Source organism: Paenibacillus sp. 2TAB26 (genome assembly GCF_052115145.1).
Lineage (GTDB): Bacteria > Bacillota > Bacilli > Paenibacillales > Paenibacillaceae > Pristimantibacillus.
This window is the reverse complement of record NZ_JBFRGC010000009.1, coordinates 355099-374888: the sequence shown is the minus strand read 5'-3', so window position 1 is coordinate 374888 and position 19790 is coordinate 355099. Positions and strand designations below refer to the sequence as shown.

The 19790-nt window shown below is 43.5% G+C and carries 20 protein-coding genes; 14 read left to right on the top strand and 6 right to left on the bottom strand.

Annotated features, from left to right (window positions below):
• Nucleotides 1-65: 65 nt before the first annotated feature.
• Both AB4Z50_RS12980 and AB4Z50_RS12975 read right to left on the bottom strand, forming a co-directional pair.
• Entirely contained in the window at nucleotides 66-902 is an 837-nt protein-coding gene (locus tag AB4Z50_RS12980; RefSeq protein WP_076270998.1) for an ABC transporter permease, read from the bottom strand.
• Nucleotides 889-2097, bottom strand: coding sequence for a quaternary amine ABC transporter ATP-binding protein (locus AB4Z50_RS12975; protein ID WP_441879374.1), 1209 nt, complete (start codon nucleotides 2095-2097; stop codon nucleotides 889-891). The genes AB4Z50_RS12980 and AB4Z50_RS12975 overlap by 14 nt, the downstream gene beginning before the upstream one ends.
• A 240-nt stretch (nucleotides 2098-2337) precedes the next feature.
• Between AB4Z50_RS12975 and AB4Z50_RS12970 the strand changes: the two genes are divergently transcribed.
• On the top strand, nucleotides 2338-2895 hold the full coding sequence (locus AB4Z50_RS12970) for a GbsR/MarR family transcriptional regulator (RefSeq protein ID WP_339207472.1): 558 nt from the start codon (nucleotides 2338-2340) through the stop codon (nucleotides 2893-2895).
• Nucleotides 2896-3128: 233 nt separating this feature from the next.
• Nucleotides 3129-4334, top strand: coding sequence for an alpha-D-ribose 1-methylphosphonate 5-triphosphate diphosphatase (locus AB4Z50_RS12965; RefSeq protein ID WP_441879372.1), 1206 nt, complete (start codon nucleotides 3129-3131; stop codon nucleotides 4332-4334).
• Here the strand turns inward: AB4Z50_RS12965 and sspI are convergent.
• Nucleotides 4328-4561 (bottom strand): small acid-soluble spore protein SspI, encoded by a 234-nt coding sequence (gene sspI, locus AB4Z50_RS12960; RefSeq protein WP_144376885.1) that lies wholly within the window; start codon nucleotides 4559-4561, stop codon nucleotides 4328-4330. The two genes, AB4Z50_RS12965 and sspI, sit on opposite strands and share 7 nt — an antisense overlap.
• A gap of 79 nt (nucleotides 4562-4640) precedes the next feature.
• Between sspI and AB4Z50_RS12955 the strand changes: the two genes are divergently transcribed.
• The gene (locus AB4Z50_RS12955; RefSeq protein ID WP_076271060.1) at nucleotides 4641-5363 is read left to right on the top strand and encodes a potassium channel family protein; all 723 of its coding nucleotides are present in this window, start codon (nucleotides 4641-4643) and stop codon (nucleotides 5361-5363) included.
• An 8-nt stretch (nucleotides 5364-5371) separates the two neighbouring features.
• Nucleotides 5372-6196: a TrmH family RNA methyltransferase gene (locus tag AB4Z50_RS12950; RefSeq protein WP_441879369.1), complete on the top strand. Its 825-nt coding sequence runs from the start codon at nucleotides 5372-5374 to the stop codon at nucleotides 6194-6196.
• Nucleotides 6197-6265: 69 nt separating this feature from the next.
• On the opposite strand, the gene AB4Z50_RS12945 is transcribed toward AB4Z50_RS12950, so the two are convergent.
• On the bottom strand, nucleotides 6266-6802 hold the full coding sequence (locus AB4Z50_RS12945) for a superoxide dismutase family protein (RefSeq protein ID WP_441879367.1): 537 nt from the start codon (nucleotides 6800-6802) through the stop codon (nucleotides 6266-6268).
• Nucleotides 6803-6914: 112 nt separating this feature from the next.
• On the opposite strand from AB4Z50_RS12945, the gene AB4Z50_RS12940 reads away from it, so the two are divergent.
• The gene (locus AB4Z50_RS12940) at nucleotides 6915-7385 is read left to right on the top strand and encodes a GNAT family N-acetyltransferase (RefSeq protein ID WP_441879365.1); all 471 of its coding nucleotides are present in this window, start codon (nucleotides 6915-6917) and stop codon (nucleotides 7383-7385) included.
• A 14-nt stretch (nucleotides 7386-7399) separates the two neighbouring features.
• On the opposite strand, the gene AB4Z50_RS12935 is transcribed toward AB4Z50_RS12940, so the two are convergent.
• Complete coding sequence (locus AB4Z50_RS12935; protein ID WP_441879363.1) at nucleotides 7400-7894, bottom strand: hypothetical protein; 495 nt, start codon at nucleotides 7892-7894, stop codon at nucleotides 7400-7402.
• 40 nt (nucleotides 7895-7934) lie between these two features.
• Nucleotides 7935-8354, bottom strand: a complete 420-nt coding sequence (locus AB4Z50_RS12930) for an NUDIX hydrolase (RefSeq protein WP_441879361.1) — start codon at nucleotides 8352-8354, stop codon at nucleotides 7935-7937.
• Nucleotides 8355-8492: 138 nt separating this feature from the next.
• Between AB4Z50_RS12930 and AB4Z50_RS12925 the strand changes: the two genes are divergently transcribed.
• From AB4Z50_RS12925 to AB4Z50_RS12885, 9 genes are all read left to right on the top strand, one after another.
• Nucleotides 8493-8636 (top strand): RAxF-45 family protein, encoded by a 144-nt coding sequence (locus AB4Z50_RS12925; protein ID WP_441879359.1) that lies wholly within the window; start codon nucleotides 8493-8495, stop codon nucleotides 8634-8636.
• A 106-nt stretch (nucleotides 8637-8742) separates the two neighbouring features.
• Nucleotides 8743-10659: a ribosomal protection-like ABC-F family protein gene (gene abc-f / locus AB4Z50_RS12920; protein WP_441879357.1), complete on the top strand. Its 1917-nt coding sequence runs from the start codon at nucleotides 8743-8745 to the stop codon at nucleotides 10657-10659.
• Between the two features lie 278 nt (nucleotides 10660-10937).
• Nucleotides 10938-11789 carry an alpha/beta hydrolase gene (locus tag AB4Z50_RS12915; RefSeq protein ID WP_441879441.1) on the top strand — a complete coding sequence of 284 codons (852 nt, stop codon included), beginning with the start codon at nucleotides 10938-10940 and terminating at the stop codon, nucleotides 11787-11789.
• Between the two features lie 161 nt (nucleotides 11790-11950).
• On the top strand, nucleotides 11951-12967 hold the full coding sequence (locus AB4Z50_RS12910; RefSeq protein WP_441879355.1) for an HD-GYP domain-containing protein: 1017 nt from the start codon (nucleotides 11951-11953) through the stop codon (nucleotides 12965-12967).
• Nucleotides 12968-13142: 175 nt separating this feature from the next.
• Entirely contained in the window at nucleotides 13143-14945 is a 1803-nt protein-coding gene (locus AB4Z50_RS12905) for a sensor histidine kinase (RefSeq protein ID WP_339207479.1), read from the top strand.
• Between the two features lie 30 nt (nucleotides 14946-14975).
• Entirely contained in the window at nucleotides 14976-16313 is a 1338-nt protein-coding gene (locus AB4Z50_RS12900; RefSeq protein WP_441879352.1) for a response regulator transcription factor, read from the top strand.
• A 106-nt stretch (nucleotides 16314-16419) separates the two neighbouring features.
• Entirely contained in the window at nucleotides 16420-17340 is a 921-nt protein-coding gene (locus tag AB4Z50_RS12895; protein WP_339207481.1) for a carbohydrate ABC transporter permease, read from the top strand.
• Nucleotides 17340-18212: a carbohydrate ABC transporter permease gene (locus tag AB4Z50_RS12890; RefSeq protein ID WP_441879439.1), complete on the top strand. Its 873-nt coding sequence runs from the start codon at nucleotides 17340-17342 to the stop codon at nucleotides 18210-18212. Before AB4Z50_RS12895 ends, AB4Z50_RS12890 begins: the two co-directional genes overlap by 1 nt.
• Before the next feature lie 111 nt (nucleotides 18213-18323).
• On the top strand, nucleotides 18324-19781 hold the full coding sequence (locus tag AB4Z50_RS12885; RefSeq protein WP_441879349.1) for an ABC transporter substrate-binding protein: 1458 nt from the start codon (nucleotides 18324-18326) through the stop codon (nucleotides 19779-19781).
• Nucleotides 19782-19790: the final 9 nt, after the last annotated feature.

The window sequence follows — 19790 nt, the reverse complement described above, 5'->3', positions numbered from 1 at the left end:
AGCATACGCTTTAATTTTGCGCAGCAAACTAGCATTGAGCATGCGCTTAACGTTTATAAATTAGGTTAAGTGGTTTTGCTTTTACGAATAATTTGTTGGGTCAGCCGGTCTAAAATAATGGCTAATATAACAATGGCAAGACCAGCTTCAAACCCAACGCCGGTATTTCCTTGCGTCACTGCACGATATACATAAGCTCCTACACCTTGAGCACCAATCATGGATGCAATGACGACCATCGATAGTGACAACATAATGGTCTGGTTAATGCCGGCCATAATGGTTGGCATGGCAATAGGAAGCTGCAGCTTGAATAATTTTTGCGTTGGCGTAGAGCCGAAGGCATCTGCTGCTTCTACTAATTCGGCAGGGACTTGGCGAATGCCAAGATTCGTTAATCGTATCGTTGGCGGGATTGCAAAAATAATCGAAGAGATCACGCCAGGAACAACACCCAAGGAGAAGAAGGTTACAGCTGGGAGCAAATAAACGAAGGCTGGCATCGTCTGCATAAGATCAAGCAATGGTGTAATGATTTTTTGGAAATTGGTGTAGCGAGCACACAAAATTCCAATAGGAACGCCAATCAGCACGGATATGAAAGCTGCAGTCAAAACGAGAGCTAGTGTCTGCATCGTTTGGCTCCATAAGCCGAGGTTTTCTATAATTAACAATCCGATAAGTGTGAATATTCCCATTTTCCACTTGCCGATGAGCCAAGCCAAAATAGTGAATATCAAAATAAGCACTAGCGCTGGAAACCAATTGAGAGCGACATCCAAGCCATTTACAGTTTCGCCAACAACTGTGCGTATTAATTTGAAAAAAGGGTCGAAATGAGCTTCAAACCAAGCTTCCAGCCATTCGATCCAGTCAGCTAATGGGATTTTAGGTAGATTCAATACGTTCACCAGCCTCTAATACGGAATTTCCAGCTAATGCGGCTAGAACCGCGCCCTTGATGACGATGCCTTTAAGGCGCCCGTTTGCATCAATAATGGAAATGGGGAATTTCGAATTACTCATTAATTCAAACAACTCATTAAGCAGCGTATCCGGCTGTGCGAATGGTGCTTCTCGCTCCATTGCATCTTCAAGCTTTTGGCCGTTTTTAATTGCATTCGCTGCTTCTTCTGCCGTTATAACGCCAAGCAGGCGCATACCTTTGTCGACAACGTAAAGGCTCGATACTCCGCGGTCACGCATAAATTGCAAAGCAACACGCGGGCCTTTCTCGATCGTTATCGTTTCAGGCTTAATCATGACATGTGATGCTGTAAATACTTTGGATAAATCAACGTCCTCGACGAAACGCTCAACATATTTGTTCGCTGGCTGCATCAATATTTCTTCAGGTGATCCAATTTGCACGATGCTTCCGTCCTTCATCAAAGCGATTTGATCACCGATCCGCAGTGCTTCGTTTAAGTCATGGGTAATGAAAACAATTGTTTTCTTCATTTTGGATTGAAGCTCAAGCAGCTCATCCTGCATATCCTTCCGAATTAAAGGATCGAGTGCGCCAAATGCTTCATCCATAAGCAGAACATCCGGATCGTTAGCAAGTCCTCTTGCGAGTCCAACGCGCTGCTGCATACCGCCGCTTAATTGGTCAGGATAGCTGTCAGCCCATCCTTTTAATCCAACAAGCTCTAGCGAATGCATCGCCATTTCTCTGCGTTTTTTCTTATCGATGCCCTGTACCTCTAGTCCGTATTCAATGTTTTGAATAACGGTGCGATGCGGAAACAGTGCGAACTTCTGAAATACCATACCAACATTTTTTCTTCTAAATTGCCGCAGCTGCTCTGGTGACATCTTAAGCACATCTGTCCCGTTAAACAGGACTTGACCTAAAGTAGGTTCAATTAATCGATTGAGAAGACGTACAAGTGTCGACTTGCCGCTACCGGACAAGCCCATAATAACAAATATTTGTCCCTCTTCAATCGAGAAATTTGCTTGGTTCACCCCAACCGTAAGCTTTGTTTCTGCAAAAATTTTCTCTTTAGACCATCCTTTATCCAGCAGCGGGATCGCCTTTTTCGGATCTGTTCCGAAAATTTTGGTCAGCCTCTTGGCTTCTATAATCGCCATGTTGTGCCCCCTTTGGAATATTTCGACTCCCATAAGTTTAGTTGGTTATGTTTGTTATGGTCAAAAGGCGTGAGACTCTGTATACTACGTACAGTTATAACTTTACGAACTTTACATACTGTATACTCTGGATAACTCCCTTTTTCGTATCAAACGTGTTCTTTACATATGGATGGTCATTTGATTACAATAATTGATGTAAGAATGATAGGGGGAAAGACACTCCTCAGGAGGAACGACATGAATGAGCTTGCAGCATTAACAGATGAGCAGCTAACCAAGCTGCATAAAGCAAGGCGCCGCGTCATTGAATCAATTGGTGAAAACATGGATTTGTACGGCATTACGTTATCCATTGGTCATTTGTACGGCAATATGTACTTTAATCGTGAGCCAGTTACACTTGATGAGATGAGCCAGACGATGGGCATGAGCAAGACTTCAATGAGTACTGGCATGCGTACGCTGCATGATCTGAAGATGATAAATAAAGTATGGGGTAAAGGCTCAAGAAAAGACTTATATGAAGTAGAGCCGAACTGGCATCAAAACTTTACGGACTACTTCTCCATTAAATGGAGAAAAGCTGTCGAGCAAAATATGAGTGCCCTAAACCGATCAATGAAGGAAATCGATGCTCTAAAGCTTCAATACGAAAGCGAACAAGCTTTCCTTGATGTGCTTGATAATGATACACAAAAGATTGATGAGGCTTTAAAATATTACAAATGGCTGGATCGTTTAATCGATTCTTTTGAAAATGGAGATATTTACAAGCTAATACCTCTTGAAGAATAAAATGAGAAACGAAAGGCAACGCTTCTTGCCTTTATTATGCTTCAAAGCCGCGAGGAATTATTCTTGCGGTTTTTTTGCTTGTTTCGGGCATAATATAGAAGCTTTGGTTCTGTATAAAAGAGGGATTAATGTATTTTTTACAAATATCAAGGATCTAACTCCTAGGTATGTTTTTCTAAGTAAAATATGGTAAAATCATTACAATCATTTTAGAGCGGGGGAAGTGTATATCGATGGATAATCGCTTGAGAGCCAGCACTGAGCCTATGATCATTACGAACGGAAAGATCGTTTTGCCTGGCCAAATGGCTGACGGGGCAATTGCTATTATCGATGGGCGAATTACTGCTGTGCTGCACGATGAACTCGCAATCAGCAATTGGATAAAGCTGCACCCCCAGTCTATAAACATAGATGCGAAGCAGCAATACATACTTCCAGGTCTAATTGACATTCATTGCGATGCGATTGAGAAAGAAGTGCAGCCGCGTCCCAATACATTGTTTCCTTTGGATATGGCATTGCTGGAGTTTGAACGGAAGCTTCCGGTGCATGGCATAACTACGATGTATCATTCATTATCGCTTGGCGTAGGGCTTAGTTTGCGAGGAGATCATTTGCTAACGGGGATGATTGAGCATATTAACAGCTATCGCAATAAACGATCGATGATTCGCAATCGTATACATTTGCGCTTTGAGGTATCACATTTGGCAGGTATGCCAATAGTTGAACGGTTTTTGAATGAGAAAGCGATTGATTATTTATCGTTTATGGATCATTCGCCCGGGCAAGGCCAATATCGTGAACCCGGCTCATTTGAGCGTTATGTAATGAAGAATCAAGGTGTAGGCGTCGTAGAGGTACGTGCAATTGTTGATAATCTTATTCAGCAAAGGCAACTGGTAAACGGTGACCATTTGAAGAATCTGAGTAAACTTGCAGCTAAAGCTGGCATAGCCGTTGCCTCACATGACGATGATTCGGTGGAGAAGGTAGATGAGTCGCTTGATTATGGGGTTTCTGTCTGTGAGTTTCCAATTAATATGGTTACGGCAAAATATGCTTCTAATCGAGGGCTTCATGTTTGTGTAGGTGCTCCTAATGTGGTTAGAGGTGCGTCTCATGACAACAATTTAAAGGCGGTCGACGCAATTGCTGCTGGTGCTGCCCACATTTTATGCTCGGACTATCATCCATCTTCTATGCTGGCAGCTGTGTTTAAGCTTGCAGATGAAGGGATTGCCGCTTTGCCAGCTGCGGTACGGATGGTCTCATTACATCCAGCGCAGGCATTGGGCGTGGATGGTGACATTGGTTCCATAGAGCTTGGCAAAGCAGCGGATTTAATTATCGTGGATCGTTATGATGGCCTGCCTTGGGTAACAGCTGCCATTATCGGAGGCCAAATTGTTTATTCTGCAGCTGTGCGTTACTGAGACGGATTAGCATGCTCAGAATGATGAAGATGCCTATATAAGGAATCAACCATTCGCTCTTGCTCTAGCTCAGTGGATTGCTGCCAGATCATCTCAAAAAGTACACCAAGCCCCGGCAAAGCACGCTCATCCGCGCCAATTGAGTCTTCAATTACTTCTGATAGATCTTTAGCCGAGTTATCCTGCACACGCATAACGATTGCTTGACGCAGATCAATTTCTTTCAAACTAAACAGCCTCCTGCCCATTGGGATTTACTTATTTACTATGTCCAGTGCATGCTTCTTTCATCCGAATGAGCAAGCTATGGTATACTGTCTAAATAACTGCAGCAATCATCCGCGTAAGGAGGATTATGTATCGATGGCAAAGAAGCAATACGCAGTAATTGGAATGGGGCGTTTTGGCTCCAGCATTGCAAAAGCTTTGACAGATATGGGCTTTGAGGTATTAGCTATTGACTCGAACGAACAGCGAGTACAAGAAGTCGTTAATTTTGTAACTCATGCAGTATCCGCCGACTCAACGGATGAGGAAGCGCTTCGAGCGCTCGGTATTCGAAATTTTGATGTTGTCGTCGTTGCGATAGGACAAGACATTCAGTCAAGCATTTTGACGACGCTCATTTTGAAGGATTTAGGAGTAAAAACGTTAATCGTCAAAGCTCAAAACGAGCTTCATGGTAAAGTTGTTGGCAAAATCGGTGCTGATAAGGTCGTTTTCCCCGAACGGGATATGGGCCTGCGCGTTGCGCATCATCTTGTGTCGCCTAACATTCTCGATTATATCGAGATATCAGACGATTACAGCATTATTGAAATTAAAGCTCCCGAGCCAATGATTGGACAAAGCTTGAAGAAGCTCGATATTAGGGCGAAGTATAAATGTAATGTTATGGCTATTAAAACGGGCTCCACCATGAACATCGCTCCATATGCGGACGATTTAATTGGCAGGGACGATATTCTTGTTATTGTAGGTAAAAACTCAGATCTAACAAATTTAGAAATTGCATATTCGGAAGGTTAAATCAAACTATGAATGAAAATTTTGATTCTTTGCTATCATCTGTACAAAATGACAGAGTCAAACAGTGGGCATCGCTGCTAGACAAAAAATACCGTGATCGCAGTGGCCAATTCCTAATAGAAGGCGTTCATCTCGTATTGGAAGCGCTGAGAGGTACAGCAAAAGTTACGACGATAGTTTATGATGCAGAACGTGGTATTCCCGCAGAGCTTAAGCTGGAGCGAGAAACGAATGATACAGAGGCAACACTCGGTTTAGAGTGGGTTCAAGCTTCACGATCGGTCATGTCAAAATGCACAGGAACGGATACGCCTCCACCTGTATTTGCTATTTTGTCAAAGCTGTCCGTACATAAAGAGGCATTATATCGCAAAAACGGGATTGTCGTTGTTCTTGACGGCGTTCGAGATCCTGGAAATGCGGGAACGATCATCCGCAGCGCGGATGCGGTTGGCGCAGATGCTGTTATTTTGGGCAAAGGCTGCGTGGACCTCTACAATCCGAAAACCGTAAGATCTACGATGGGTTCTTTATTCCATCTGCCTATTATAGAAGCGGATTTAAAAGAACTGCTGCCTGAAGCGAAAGCAAAAGGCATGAAGCTTATTGGGACAAGCCTGCAAGCGGAGCATACCTGCTATGGCTACGACTGGACACAGTCAACTTGGCTGCTGATGGGCAGCGAATCAGAAGGACTGTCTCCTGAAGTTCGCGCGCTCGTGGACGAATCGGTCATTATTCCGATGGTTGGACAAGCAGAGTCGTTAAATGTAGCGATGGCAGCAACGGTTTTGCTGTATGAAAGCTTGCGTCAGCGGGCTTATAACAAATAAATATCGAGATCAAAAAAAGGCTGTTACAAGGTTATTTCCTTGTGACAGCCTCTCGTTTTTCACGCTAGCTTATTGGATAACTCCGCAAGCGATACGATTGCCAGAATTTCCGGATGGGTCGGTAACATAATCATCTTCTTTTTCATGAATGATAATGGATGTGCCGCCGTCCTTTAATAAGGAATTTGGGTTGCCTTTCAAGAGCGTCACATCACTGCTTACGAGATCAGCCTTCACTTTGCCATCAGCACCTACCGTAATATTGGGGAGGTCACCGTTATGGTAGCCTTTTGGATTGTTAAAGCCATGCTGCTTATTCACTGGATTGAAATGAGCTTCAGCTGTTTTGAAATCAGGAGTATCGCATTTGCCCACGCTGTGAAAGTGAATACCATGCTTGCCTGGAGGAAGCTTTTCCGCTTCAATGTGCAAATATACTTTGTCAGCTTTTTGGGTGAGTTGAGCGGATCCAATATGTTGGCCTTCGCTGTTAATTATAGTGACAAGTACTCCAGCAGGTTCAGCATTTGGATTTGGATGTGCTAATACAATTCCAAATGTTTGGGTCAGGAATAGCAAACAGACTAACATAGATATTTTTCTCATCGTATTCTCCCATTCATCATGTTTTTGTTTTGACCGCATAGAAAACGGCAATATGCTTATAGTGTGCAAAACGATTACTTTTATACATAAAAATCCAGCTGGAGGAATGAGTATGAATATTAGAAGGTTCCTTGAAGAGGATATTAGTGAGGTTGTTTCCCTATTCTATGAGACGGTGCATGAAGTAAACAAACAACATTATTCACAAGATCAGCTTAACGCTTGGGCTCCACAAGATGAGACAGACCAAAAAATCGAAGCTTGGAAGGAATCCATGGTTCGAAATATTACTTTTATCGCTGAGAACAGCGGTCAAATTGTAGGTTTTGCTGATATGACATATGGAGGGGAACTGGATCGAATGTATGTCCATAAGGATTATCAGAGAAGAGGCATAGCTTCAGCCCTATTGAAAAAACTTGAAGCTGAAGCTGGTCGACTAGGGGTAAATGAGATAAAAACAGATGCGAGCATAACAGCAAAACCATTTTTTGAACATCATGAATACCGGGAAGTCGATTCACAAGCCGTGGAACGGAGAGGTGTGAAATTAAACAATTTTAAAATGATCAAAAAGCTGTAAAACTAAGAAGAATACTATGTAGCTGCTGTATTTGTCGCTTCGTTCTGGATGCTATGAACACCCATCACGACTGCAATAAGCTCATAGCTATTAAGCTCGGTTGAGAGATTGTGGAGACGGAAAGCTCCCGACTGGAGCCAAGTGCTCGTTTTTTCAAAGGAAGCAACCTCTTTCCCTGACGTATCCATGATCGAATAAACATAAGAGAAGGCAGGGGATTCAATTTGAAAAAGACCTCGCTCTCCGGCGTCGTATTCATATCGTTTGCTAAAAAAAGTAAATCTGGTTCTCAGCACACCAATTATTGAATCTGCGGCGTCACGAACTTCCCATTTACTAGAGAAAAGACGGAATTTTCCACTGTAGAGGAGTCTATGGTCGGAAGCATAAACAGACAGCGTCGCACTGAACATGCTTTGTAAGTCTATAGTTCCAGCAGAGGCTCCATTTGCATCCATAATCGTTGTTTCTCCAGCATTAAAGAAGTTGTCTTTAAAATAAAGCTCCACTTGAATACCACCTTTCCGTTTAAGAATAAGGAATGTACGGCTAGCCGAATATATTTTTTACAAACGGCGTTACGGGCATATCTATTAAATCACGCATAGGAATCCACTTTGCGCCTAACGAGTCTTGACCATCGCCATCCGTTCTTAAATTAAATGTATCATCTACTAGTTTTACATCATAAATAATGCCGATATGGTGCATCTCTTCTAATTTATCCGCTTTAAATGGCCAGATCAGCGTATATGACATTGTCGTTTTGATGGTGCCAGTTAACGCTGTAATTCCTGTCTCTTCTTCAAACTCTCTAATGAGTGTTTGATAAGGCTCTTCTCCAAATTCAATCGACCCTCCCGGGAAATCCCACTTCCCTGTATGAGGCCCTCTGCCTTTTTTGATGAGCAATACTTTATCGTCTTTCCTCAAGACGCCGTACACCCCAAGATGTGTAAATCTATCCATATATAAGCCTCCTTCACAATGTCATCTTCGACATCATGTACACTTACTCCTTGTAAATACAAAATTTGGTTTGGCTATTGCAATAACACTTGCCCTTATGTTATTTTAAAAAGAATGAATGAAAGGGAGGTGAAGTAGGTGAATCACGAAATGGTCAATAACCGTATTAGCCAGCTGCCGATTGCTATGGCTGGCATTGTTCATGCATTTTCCGCGAACGGGAGAGGTCTGTCCAATTATGCTCATACGATTAAACCATTCGCGAGAAGACGCCTACTTTAACCACTACGGATAGCTTTACCATCCGAAGGGTCGCAGGCTTGTTGCTGCGGCTCTTTTTTTGTTGTGTTTGAGAGTCAGGGTCTTCATCTAACAGGAGGCTCTTCACATGATTATTGTTAATATACAGGAAATAAAGAAATACCACGCCGCAAATCTAATATTTGATGGACTTACGCTGCAAATACAAGCAGGCGAGAAGATCGGGTTGATTGGCCGCAACGGAAGCGGAAAATCGACATTGCTTCGCCTAATTTCAGGTCATGATCAGGTAGATGAGGGAATGCTTACAGTACAGAAGGAGCTGGCAATCGGATATTTGCCGCAGACACCTGCCGAATTTGATAAGCTGACTGTGTATGAAGTTTTGGCTTATGGCTATCAAGACTTAATGGCGTGCAAGCATCAGATGACGCAGATGGAAATAGAGATGTCGAGTCCGCAAATGCTTGCTGATTCAGCTGCTTTGGAGCGTTTGTTAAAAACATACTCGCTGGCTCAAGAAAGGTTCGAGAGAAGCGGCGGTTATGAGATGGATACGGCAATTGAGCAGGTCGCAACGGGCTTGCGTATCGATCGAGCTGTTTATTCACGAAGCTTTGGCAGCCTGTCCGGCGGTGAGAAAACGCGGATTGCACTTGCCTCCCAGTTGATCGTCCGACCGGCTTTGCTGCTGCTTGATGAACCTACGAATCATCTGGATTTGCGGGGGATGGAGTGGTTGGAGCAATTTATTCAGCAGTATGATGGCGCATGTGTCATCGTATCGCATGATCGTTATTTTCTTGATGAGGTGTGCTCCAAAATAATCGAGCTTGAGGATGGTACAGCACAAACCTTTCTTACAAACTATAGCGGATATGTGAAGGAGAAAGAGGAGCTTCTCTTGCAGCAGTTTGCGAATTTTCAAGAGCAGCAGAAACAGATAAAGAAGATGAAGGAAACGATTAAGCGCTTGGAGGAATGGGGGCGTATCGGCGACAATGAGAAGTTTTTTAAACGCGCCGCTTCCATGCGCAAAGCTTTGGAAAAGCTGGAAATGATTAAACGACCGGTTCTTGATCCGAAGACCGCTGATTTCGAGCTTACAGCGCTTGATCGCTCTGGACGTAAGGCTATTACCTTTGAGAATGTAACTAAACAATTCGGTGATCGGATTATTTTGGATAAAGCTGAGGGCAGCTTGTTCTATGGTGAGAAGGTTGTGCTGGTCGGGGACAATGGCTCAGGCAAAACGACGTTGTTTAAGATGCTGCTTGGCGAGCTTCAGCCAGATGATGGACAGCTAGTCCTAGGAGCCCGTCTTCATATCGGCTATTTGGCTCAAGAAGAGAAGGTTGACGATAAGCAGCTCAGCGTACTTGAATTTTTTAAAACGGAGGGCGGTTTAGAGGAAGGCGAGGCAAGGAATATACTGGCCAGCTATTTGTTTTACGGAACGGATGTATTTAAACCGCTTCATTTGCTGTCAGGCGGGGAATGGTCACGCCTTCGCCTCGCGCTGCTTATTCGCAAAAAACCGAATTTATTGCTGCTGGATGAGCCAACGAATCATCTTGATGTCAGCTCCCGCGAGGCGCTGGAGGAAGCTTTGGAAAACTATGATGGAACGGTGCTGGCGATCTCGCATGATCGATATTTTATCAATCGGCTGGCTAAACGAGTTTGGGAGCTTAATGAGGGAGCCATTCACACTTACTTGGGCAATTACGATGACTTTAAGTCGAAGCGGAAGCCTTATAAAACGAACGAGAACAATGTTACCGTTAAAACAGATCATGTTGTGCGAGATCCGAGGCAATTAGCTGAGCATACCAAGCCGAAACATGGTGGAAGAGTGGAGCGTACGAAGGAACAGCTGGAACAAGAGATCGCGAGGCTTGAAGCTAGTCTGCTAGAGGGCAATATGGAAATGGAGCAAATCGCGGCAATGGGTGATCCAGCTGCGCTTGAATCCATTTGGAATATGCAGGAGGAGCGCCAAAAGCAGCTGGATCAGCTAATGGCAATATGGTTGGAACTATAATTTATAAAATGCCGTTATGCTAATCTAACATGCTGTTATGTGTAACCCATGGTGTGATTCTTGTTTTGTAATGGTTGTAGTACACCATTTTACGAGAATCCCCCTTGGGTTATTTCTTTTTCTATGTGCAGCTAGCTGCGTTCACGATTTCAGTCGCTAGACGTATTGTTAATCAAAGTTACGGAATGTATGATTATTTTGCTATATAAATAAGGATAAGTAGGTGGAAAATGGTAATAAAGGAAAGAAGGTTTATCTCGAATATATTACTTGTGAGTATGATATTGTGCAGTGTTTTAACGAATTCCGGCTGTACTGCCGCCACTAGCGAAAATAAAGCATTGTCCTCGAAAGCTCTTCCAGCAGCGCGTGTGGAAAAAATGACGATGAATAGTGAATCATTACATAAAGATATGAAACTGCAAGTTTATTTACCTGCTGGATATACGGAAACCGTTGACTATCCTGTCCTTTATTTGCTGCATGGTCGAGGAGGTAATGAGAAAACGTGGAATAAAGATATGAGCTTGTCCGATAAGGCGACTCAATTGATCAAGCTCCAGAAAATCAAGCCATTAATTATAGTGATGCCTCAGTATGACAACAGTTACGGTACGAATTACGCTGATCAAACGTATTCCAAGGATGGACGTCAATACGGGCGATATGAGGATTACTTGACCAAGGATTTGATCGGTTATGTGGATTCCCATTACAGTACGATCGCCGATAGAGAAGGTCGATATATTGGAGGACTCTCTATGGGCGGTTTTGCAGCGTTGTTTTTAGCATTTACGCACCCGGATTTATTCAGCAAAAGTGGTGGACATAGTCCAGCCATGTTTATGGACTCTACAGAGAAGTTAGGCTGGTTATTCAAAGATGAAGAAATGAGAAAGCAGACAGATCCGCTTTATCTTGTAGATCAGCTGGAATTGAAAAATCTAAAGGTTTATTTGGATTATGGTAATAAAGATATGATGCATGTTATTAATTCTACCGATCAATTATATGCAAAGCTTAAAGCAAAGGGCATTGATGTACAATTTCATACCTCATCTGGCGGCCATGATCGTAATTATTGGAAAGCGAATACAGATCAATATTTAATGTTTTATGCTGGATTTTAAGATAGCTGTACAGGACTTGATTCTGAAAAAGCCAACCGATTAGCCTTTCTAATCCGTTGGCCTTTTCTATGTATTCTCATCTTTCTAATTTTAATAGACCCTTCCTAAATAAGATATGGTAAACTAAATGTTGGAAACGTCAATTCCGAGGGAGTGAAGTCATGGAACAGTTGATCGGGAAAAAAATGAAATATGATATTTTGAACGCATATGGCGTTACGATTGTACCAGCTGACTCTGTTCTGACTAGTGAATCATTACAAATATTAATAAACCATCGGATAGATTTATCATCGATTGCCCTTGCTTATGAGCATAAGCCGATTCAGCAATCAAGCATTCAAATTGGTGAGCTTGTTCAGCAAACGGTTAATATCTCAAAAGAGCTGTTTGAATCGATCTTAGTATCACGTAAGGTCCCGTTAATGGAGATTCGCAATGAGGTGCTGCCAGCTATTTTGCAGCTATCCAAAAATCAGGATATTTTCGAATTATTCGAAGCGGTGAAAGCCAAGGATGATTATGTATATGAGCATAACGTAGGTGTTGGCGTCATATCGACGCTTATCGGAAGATGGATGAATCTGGACAATTCAGAGCTTTCGATTTTGTCGCTTGCTGCTACCCTACATGATGTTGGCAAAGTAAAGCTTCCGCTAGAGGTTTTAAACAAGCCGGGCAAACTGAATGAGGTTGAATTTCAATTAATTAAGAAGCATACCATTTACGGTTATGAGCTGCTCAAGGGTACGACGGGCTTAAGCCTGCGAATCGCTCGTGTTGCGCTTCAGCATCATGAACGCGAGGACGGGAACGGTTATCCGCTTGGACTGAAAAAGGAAAATATCGATTTATTCAGCTCTATCGTAGCGGTTGCGGATATTTTTCATGCGATGTCCTCCAAGCGTCCTTATCACGAGCCATTATCCTTTCATGAAATTGTAAATCAGATGACAGATGGGAAGTTTGGTGTTCTTAACCCGCAAATTATCTCGGTATTTATTGAAAACCTGATGAAGCGATTAGTCGGCAAACAAGTGCTTCTGACGGATGGCCGAGAAGGCGAGGTCGTGTACATCAACCCGCACAATATTGAGACGCCTCTTATCAAGCTGGCAGATTATTTCTTGGATTTAAGCCAGGAGAGAAATATACATATCAAATCTATTATCGCTTAAAATATACCATCCTAAGTGCTGCTAACCAACATCTGTTGACTAGCAGCATTTTTTTGTATGAAGTATGTGTATTTCTACGATTATGCTCTATTGCCGCTTTTGAAAAGGGTAGATCTAGCCACTCTGTTTGGCTGTTTTTTTTGCTATAGTACAATTATTAACCGGAGGTGCCTGCATGCGATCGGGTCTTAGCAATCCTTTGACAAAATTGAACATAAAGCAGCAATTGATACTTTTGTTTCTCGTGATGGTGAGTCCGATTTTTCTACTGCATTGGTACGGCAATATGAAAGCAGAGCATTTGCTCAAAAACCATGTGACGAGCGCATATGTGGAGCTCATTAAACAAAACGATACCGTCATTAATCGTGACATGGATACGATCAGCAAAATAACGACGACGATTATTCAAAATCCAATTACGCAGCAGCTTGTCCCTACTGGGGCTGAGACGGTTATTGAGAGAGTACGGAAATACGATAAGGTCGACAAGTTGCTTGCGAGTAATTCGATTCCTCTAAATGGAGGAGAAGCCGTATATTATTCGCTGTATATTTATGACCCGAATGATTACTATTTTTTTGCACCGAAGCGTCAGTTGACACAAACCGGGGTTTATTTTTTCTCCGATGCAGAGAAGCCGAGCTGGTACGATGATGCGGTTAGTTATAAGAGCAAAGGTTACATGGAAATTATTGATTCAAATGTAGGATTATCGCAGATCAGCACGCTTGCTTATATTCGTGCTGTTAGCAATGTATCTATTGGAAACGGTATCATTGGCGTTTTGGTCGCAACAAAGATGGATATGAAAATTAGCGAATCGCTGAAATCCGTTTCACTGCCAGACGGCAAGATCATGTTTATGGATTGGTCGAACCGCGTGCTCGCAGCGACTGATTCAAGTCTGATGGGGAAGACGTATGTACTGCCGCCTGCAACAGAGATTAAGGATGGGATGGAAGCGGTGGGCACTTTTGATGTCATGACCTCTGATTACATCTATGTGGTCAATTATAACCGCAACTTGAACAATAAACTTGTCTATCAAATTCCGATCAGCTCGTTATTAAAGCAGCAAAGCGAGCTCAAGCATGTCATCCAGCTCATTTCTATAGCTTATATATTGTTCGGCTGCGTCGTTGTTGTTTATTTCTGGCGCTCGCTTATGACGCCGCTTCAGAAGCTGGCGCAATTTGTTCGCACCTATGAGCCAGGCAGGCTAGTGCCGGAGACGCCGGGAAAAGGCCGGAATGACGAGGTCGGCGTACTCTTTGCCGCTTTGTATGATATGGCCCGCAGGCTAAATGTGCTTATTCATTATAAATATCATATGGACATCAAGCAGAAGGAGTCGCAGCTTCAGCTGCTTTACCAGCAAATTAATCCACATCTACTATACAACACGCTTGAGAGTATTTACTGGAAGAGCTCGCTTGAAGGCAATACGGAATCGGCTGAAATGATTAAGGACTTATCGAAGCTGATGAAAATTGGCCTAAGCAGAGGAAGAGAGCTCATTCCGCTGGATGAGGAGCTTGAGCATGCATCCGCTTATGTCAGCTTGCAGCAGAAGCGATACAAATATGAGTTTCAAGTGCACTGGAACATTTCCGATGCAGCAAGAATGATTATGATTCCGAAAATATCGCTGCAGCCGCTTATCGAAAATGCGATTATCCATGGCGTGAAATTTATGGGCGAGGATGGCGAAATCCAAATTTCGGCCGTAGTTGAGGGCGAACGGGTTACGATCAAGGTGGAGGACAACGGACATAAGGAAGTTGATTATGCCTCAATTGAGCGTTTGTTAAGCAATGACAAGTCGGATCATAGTTTAGGTTATGGGATTCGTAACATCCAACAACGAATTCAGCTTCATTTTGGCAATGGATATGGAATGAGTTACAAGCGCGGTGACAACGGAGGCACGACGGTGACGATTATTTTGCCAACGAGTTATGATGAGACAAAGTGAGCATTGGGATGCGGACGGGGAGGATTATAAATGTACAATATATTGATCGTAGATGACGAGCCTTTAATATGTGAGGGTTTATGCAGTTTATTGTCTGCTTCCGGCATTAGTTTAGCAAATGTTTATATGGCACACAGCGGATATGAAGCGCTCGATTATTTGAGAATTGAAGAAATTGACCTGCTGATCACAGATATTCAAATGGGTTCGATGAATGGAATTGAGCTAATGCATCAGGCTAAGCTACTGAAGCCTTGGGTTCAGACGATCATCATTTCCGCTTATGAAACCTTTCAATATGCTCAAATGGCGATTCGACTCGGTGCAAAGGATTATATGATTAAACCGCTTAATAACGATCAATTTCTGGATTCCGTCCGAAATGTGCTGCTCAAAATGAATAAGCCTGCGGCAACGGAGGATCAGTTCTTATCCAAGCTGCAAGAGCATTTCCATATGGAGGAGCCGCTCCCGAAGCGAACGGAGCTGTTTAATCAGCTGCTGTCAAGCTCCGAGGAGACACCCGAGGAAATAGCGAAGAAGCTGTATGAGCGCTACGCAATCAAGCTGAACGGGCCTTATTATGCGGTCATTAAGCTGCGCCTGAATTTATCGGATAAGGATCGGCAGATCCAAAGTAGGGATGCACTGCTGCTGCAATATGCTGCATTGAACATTGCGAACGAGCTGCTGGATAAGGAATGGAATCATGTGGCCTTCTATTCCCCCAATCAGGAGATTAGTGTACTTATTCAATGGGACGAGAACGAGTTTGGAGAAGCTAGTGTCAACAAAATTAATCAATTGGATATGATCGGGCGCAGCCTCTATTACAACATTCATAAATTTATCGGGCTGCACTGTGTCATAGGCATTAGTCAAATTGTGCGGGGCATTGGTTTCGTGGGCATGCTCAGCGAACAAGCGCGCAAAGCGATCTTGTGGAACCGTGAGCATCGTGATCATTATGTTTTTTATTACGGTGATTTTAATTGGAGCACCTATACGCAGGACCCTACTGCCGAAGAGCTAAGCGAACAGAATAGCCTCATTGTAGAGAAGTCGAAGGCATATATCGATCGCAACTTTGCTCAGAAGGGACTGACGCTGCATGAGGTCGCCCAAAAAAATCATGTCAGCCCGAATTACTTAAGCTATTTGTTCAAGAAGGATACAGGCTATAACTTATGGGAGTATGTAATAAAGCTTCGAATGGAGGAGAGTCGGAAGCTTATTTTGTTTACCGATTTGCGAAGATACGAGATTTCGGAGCGCGTCGGCTACGAATCTCCTGAGCATTTTAGCAAAATATTTAAAAAATATTATGGGATGAGCCCAAGCGAGCTTAAGAAGGACGACAAGAAATAAGATGAAGTAAAAATAGCTATCATTGTCTTAGATTTGCACATTACCAGTTAGCCGCCTTGCTTCTAGAATGGTATAGAGCAATAGAAAAGAAATGAGGGAAACTCAGATGGAACAATCCGTTGTAGTAGGCGAGCCGCTCGATAGCAAGGTGCAGAGGAAGGCTGGCAGGTGGAAAAGACATATTTCGGGCTATTTGTTTCTGCTGCCCGCAGCTATCATTTTTATTTTATTTTTGTGGGTGCCGATAACGAAAGGTATTATTTACAGCTTCTACACGATCGATTTTGTAAAGGGAAATACGTTCGTGGGGTTTGATAACTACAAGACGATTTTTAACGATCCTGATGTATGGATTGGTGTCAAAAATACGCTGTACTACATGTTTTTATGTATGGTTATCGGCTTTTGGGTTCCTATTCTGTTTGCAATCGCGATATCAGAGCTGCGTCGCTTTCAAGGCTTCGTTCGCGTGGCGGCATATTTGCCGAACGTCGTGCCTGCTGTTGTGTTATACGGCTTATGGAGATGGTTCTATGATCCGGTAGGTCCGATTAACGGATTGCTGACGGAAGCGGGGCTTGACCAAATAGCCTTCCTAACGAATAAAAGCTGGTCAATGATTTCGCTTGTTGTCATGGAAACATGGCAGCAGTTCGGTTCAGGCATGCTCATTTATTTGGCTGCTGTTCTTAGTATCCCGCGTGACTGGTATGAGGCAGCAGAAATTGATGGCGCAGGCATATTCCGCCGTATCTGGCATATTACGCTTCCGTCGATTCGCGGCTTGATTCTGCTTCTGTTCCTCTTGCAGTTGATTGCAACGACGCAAGGTTTCCAATCTCAGCTGGCCTTGCTTGACGGCGGTCCGAACAAAGCAACGCTCACTTACTCGCTGTTTATCGTCAAATATGCATTTACGAAGCTTGATTACGGGGTAGCTTCTGCGCTGGGTGTACTTATGTTCGTCGTCCTTGGCGGTTTGGCGCTTTTACAATTCAGGCTGAACAACAGGGGGGCGGGCAAGTGATGAAGAGCTTAGACAGAGGGATATTATCCAGTCACGATTTGCGCAGAAATAAAAACAAGGTAGGTTTTCTGATTATTATCCTTGTCATTATTGCAATGGTTGCCTCGATGCTTTATCCCATTGCTACTGCATTGTTTAACGGTTTGAAAGCAAACACCGAAGTGAACTCGTTTCCACCGCACTTTTTGCCATCGGAGTGGCATTTCGACAACTACCGAACAGGCTGGAATTTTATTAACCTGCCGCAGTTTTTGAAAAACACGCTTATGATTTTTGGCGGCAACATGATTATGACCATCGTCGTGCTCGGTTTAGCAGCCTTTAGCCTATCCAAGCTTAATGTTCCGTATCAGAAGGGAATCTACTTTTTTTTCATGATTACTCTTTTCATACCGCCTAGCACTTATATCATTCCGAACTTTCTTAATCTGAAGGATCTTGGTTTGCTTAATACGTATGCGGCTTTCTGGCTGCCTGCCAGTGCGAGTGCATTCTATCTGCTGCTGCTTAAAAATTTCTTCGATGGTATCCATCATGAAATGATTGAAGCGGCTCGAATCGACGGTGCGTCAGACTGGAAATGCTTCAGCCTTATCGCGATTCCGCTTTCCATTCCTATTTTCTCCACGCTAGCAATATTTGTTTTCTCAACGGCATGGAACGATTGGTTCTGGCCTTCGCTTGTGATGCACAGCGATAAGAAATATCCGCTTGCGACAGCCGTATATAAATACGTCATCAGTGCGCAAAGGCTCAATCTGAACATTCGTTTCGCCATCCTTACGATGGTGATGCTGCCGCCGATTCTCGTGTTTCTGGCGTTCCAAAAGTTCATTATGCGCGGACTTCATCTTGGCGGGGTTAAGGGATAAGCAGTTCGTAGACATACACATGATCGGAATAAGAATACACCTCGCCCAAATGAAAACGTCTCCTTTATGATGAGGATGTAGTGAAAATACGAATGGTGAAGGGGAATATCGATGCTAAAGAAAAACGTGGCAGTGTTGATTTGTTTGGTCATGATATGCTCAATTCTTGCAGCTTGCAGCGGTGGCAACAAGGAGACCAACGATCCAAAAGAAACCGATAAACCAACGAATGCAGCGACAAACAATGCAGGCAGCAAGGAAACAGATCCTCCGAAGGAAGATATTAAAGACAAAAAAATTACGATCAGCATTTATTATCCATTGCCGGATCAGGTTGAGAACCGCAAGCTGGAAGATGACAAAATCAAACGTTTTAACGAGGTTTATCCTAATGTGGAAATCGTAAAAAGCGACTGGCACTACAACCCAAGCGAAATCGGCATCAAAATGGCAGCAAACGAAGCGCCGACATTTTTCAACACTTGGGCAACAGAAGCTAAGTTTTTGCAGGAGCGCGGCTGGGTAGCCGATATTACGGAGCTGTGGGACAGTTATCCCTTCAAGGATCAAATCAACCCTGTGCTGCAAAGCCAATTTATCATTGACGGCAAGGTGTTCGGGGTATCCCAGAAAGCCTATGTTACAACTACGGTTGTAAACAAGAAGCTGCTAGACGAGAAAGGTGTACCGATTCCATCGTATGACTGGACATGGGACGATATGTACAACACTGCGAAAGCAGTAGCTGATCCGAAGAAAGGTATTGCAGGTATTGCACCGATGGGCAAAGGTACAGAAGCAGGCTGGAACTGGACCAACTTCTTGTTTGAGGCAGGCGGCGATGTTCAGACGATCGCTGACGGCAAAGTAACAGCGGCCTTTAATTCTGCGGCAGGCTTGAAGGCGCTAGAGTTTTACAACAAGCTTAGATGGGAAGCAAATGCAATTCCGCAGGACTGGGCACTTGGATGGGGCGATGCTGTCGGCGCTTTCGGACAAAGCCGTACGGCTATGGTTATAGCGGGAGCTGAGGGTGTACTTGAGCAGGCACTCAACCAAGGCGGCTTGAAGCCAGAGGATGTATTGACATTCCCAATGCCGGCAGCGGAGAAAGGCGGCAAGCATACAGGCGTGCTTGGCGGCGATTACCTCGTGATCAATCCAAATGCGACGAAGGACGAACAAGAAATTGCTTTCCGCTATATTACATTCGATTACTTTACGGATAAAGGTCTAGAGTCGCTTGAAACCGATATCCAAAAACGCCAAACAGAAGGCAAATACTATATTCCGCCGCAAATGAACTACTACAGCCCTTCATCGGAATACGGTCAAAAAGCACAGGCTATATTTGATAAATACGATAACGTCTACAAATATAACGCTGAATCCGATTCTTTGCTTGACGGCAAACCTGAAGCGCAATACAACACGCAGGATTACTACGGCGAAGTAACGAATGTGCTGCAAGAGGTTTTCTCCAAAAAAGGTTCAGATCTTCAAGGCCTGCTCGACAAGTCTGCCAAGGTCGTGCAAGAAAAGTATTTTGATTCTATTAAAGTCGAATAGCTAAACGGA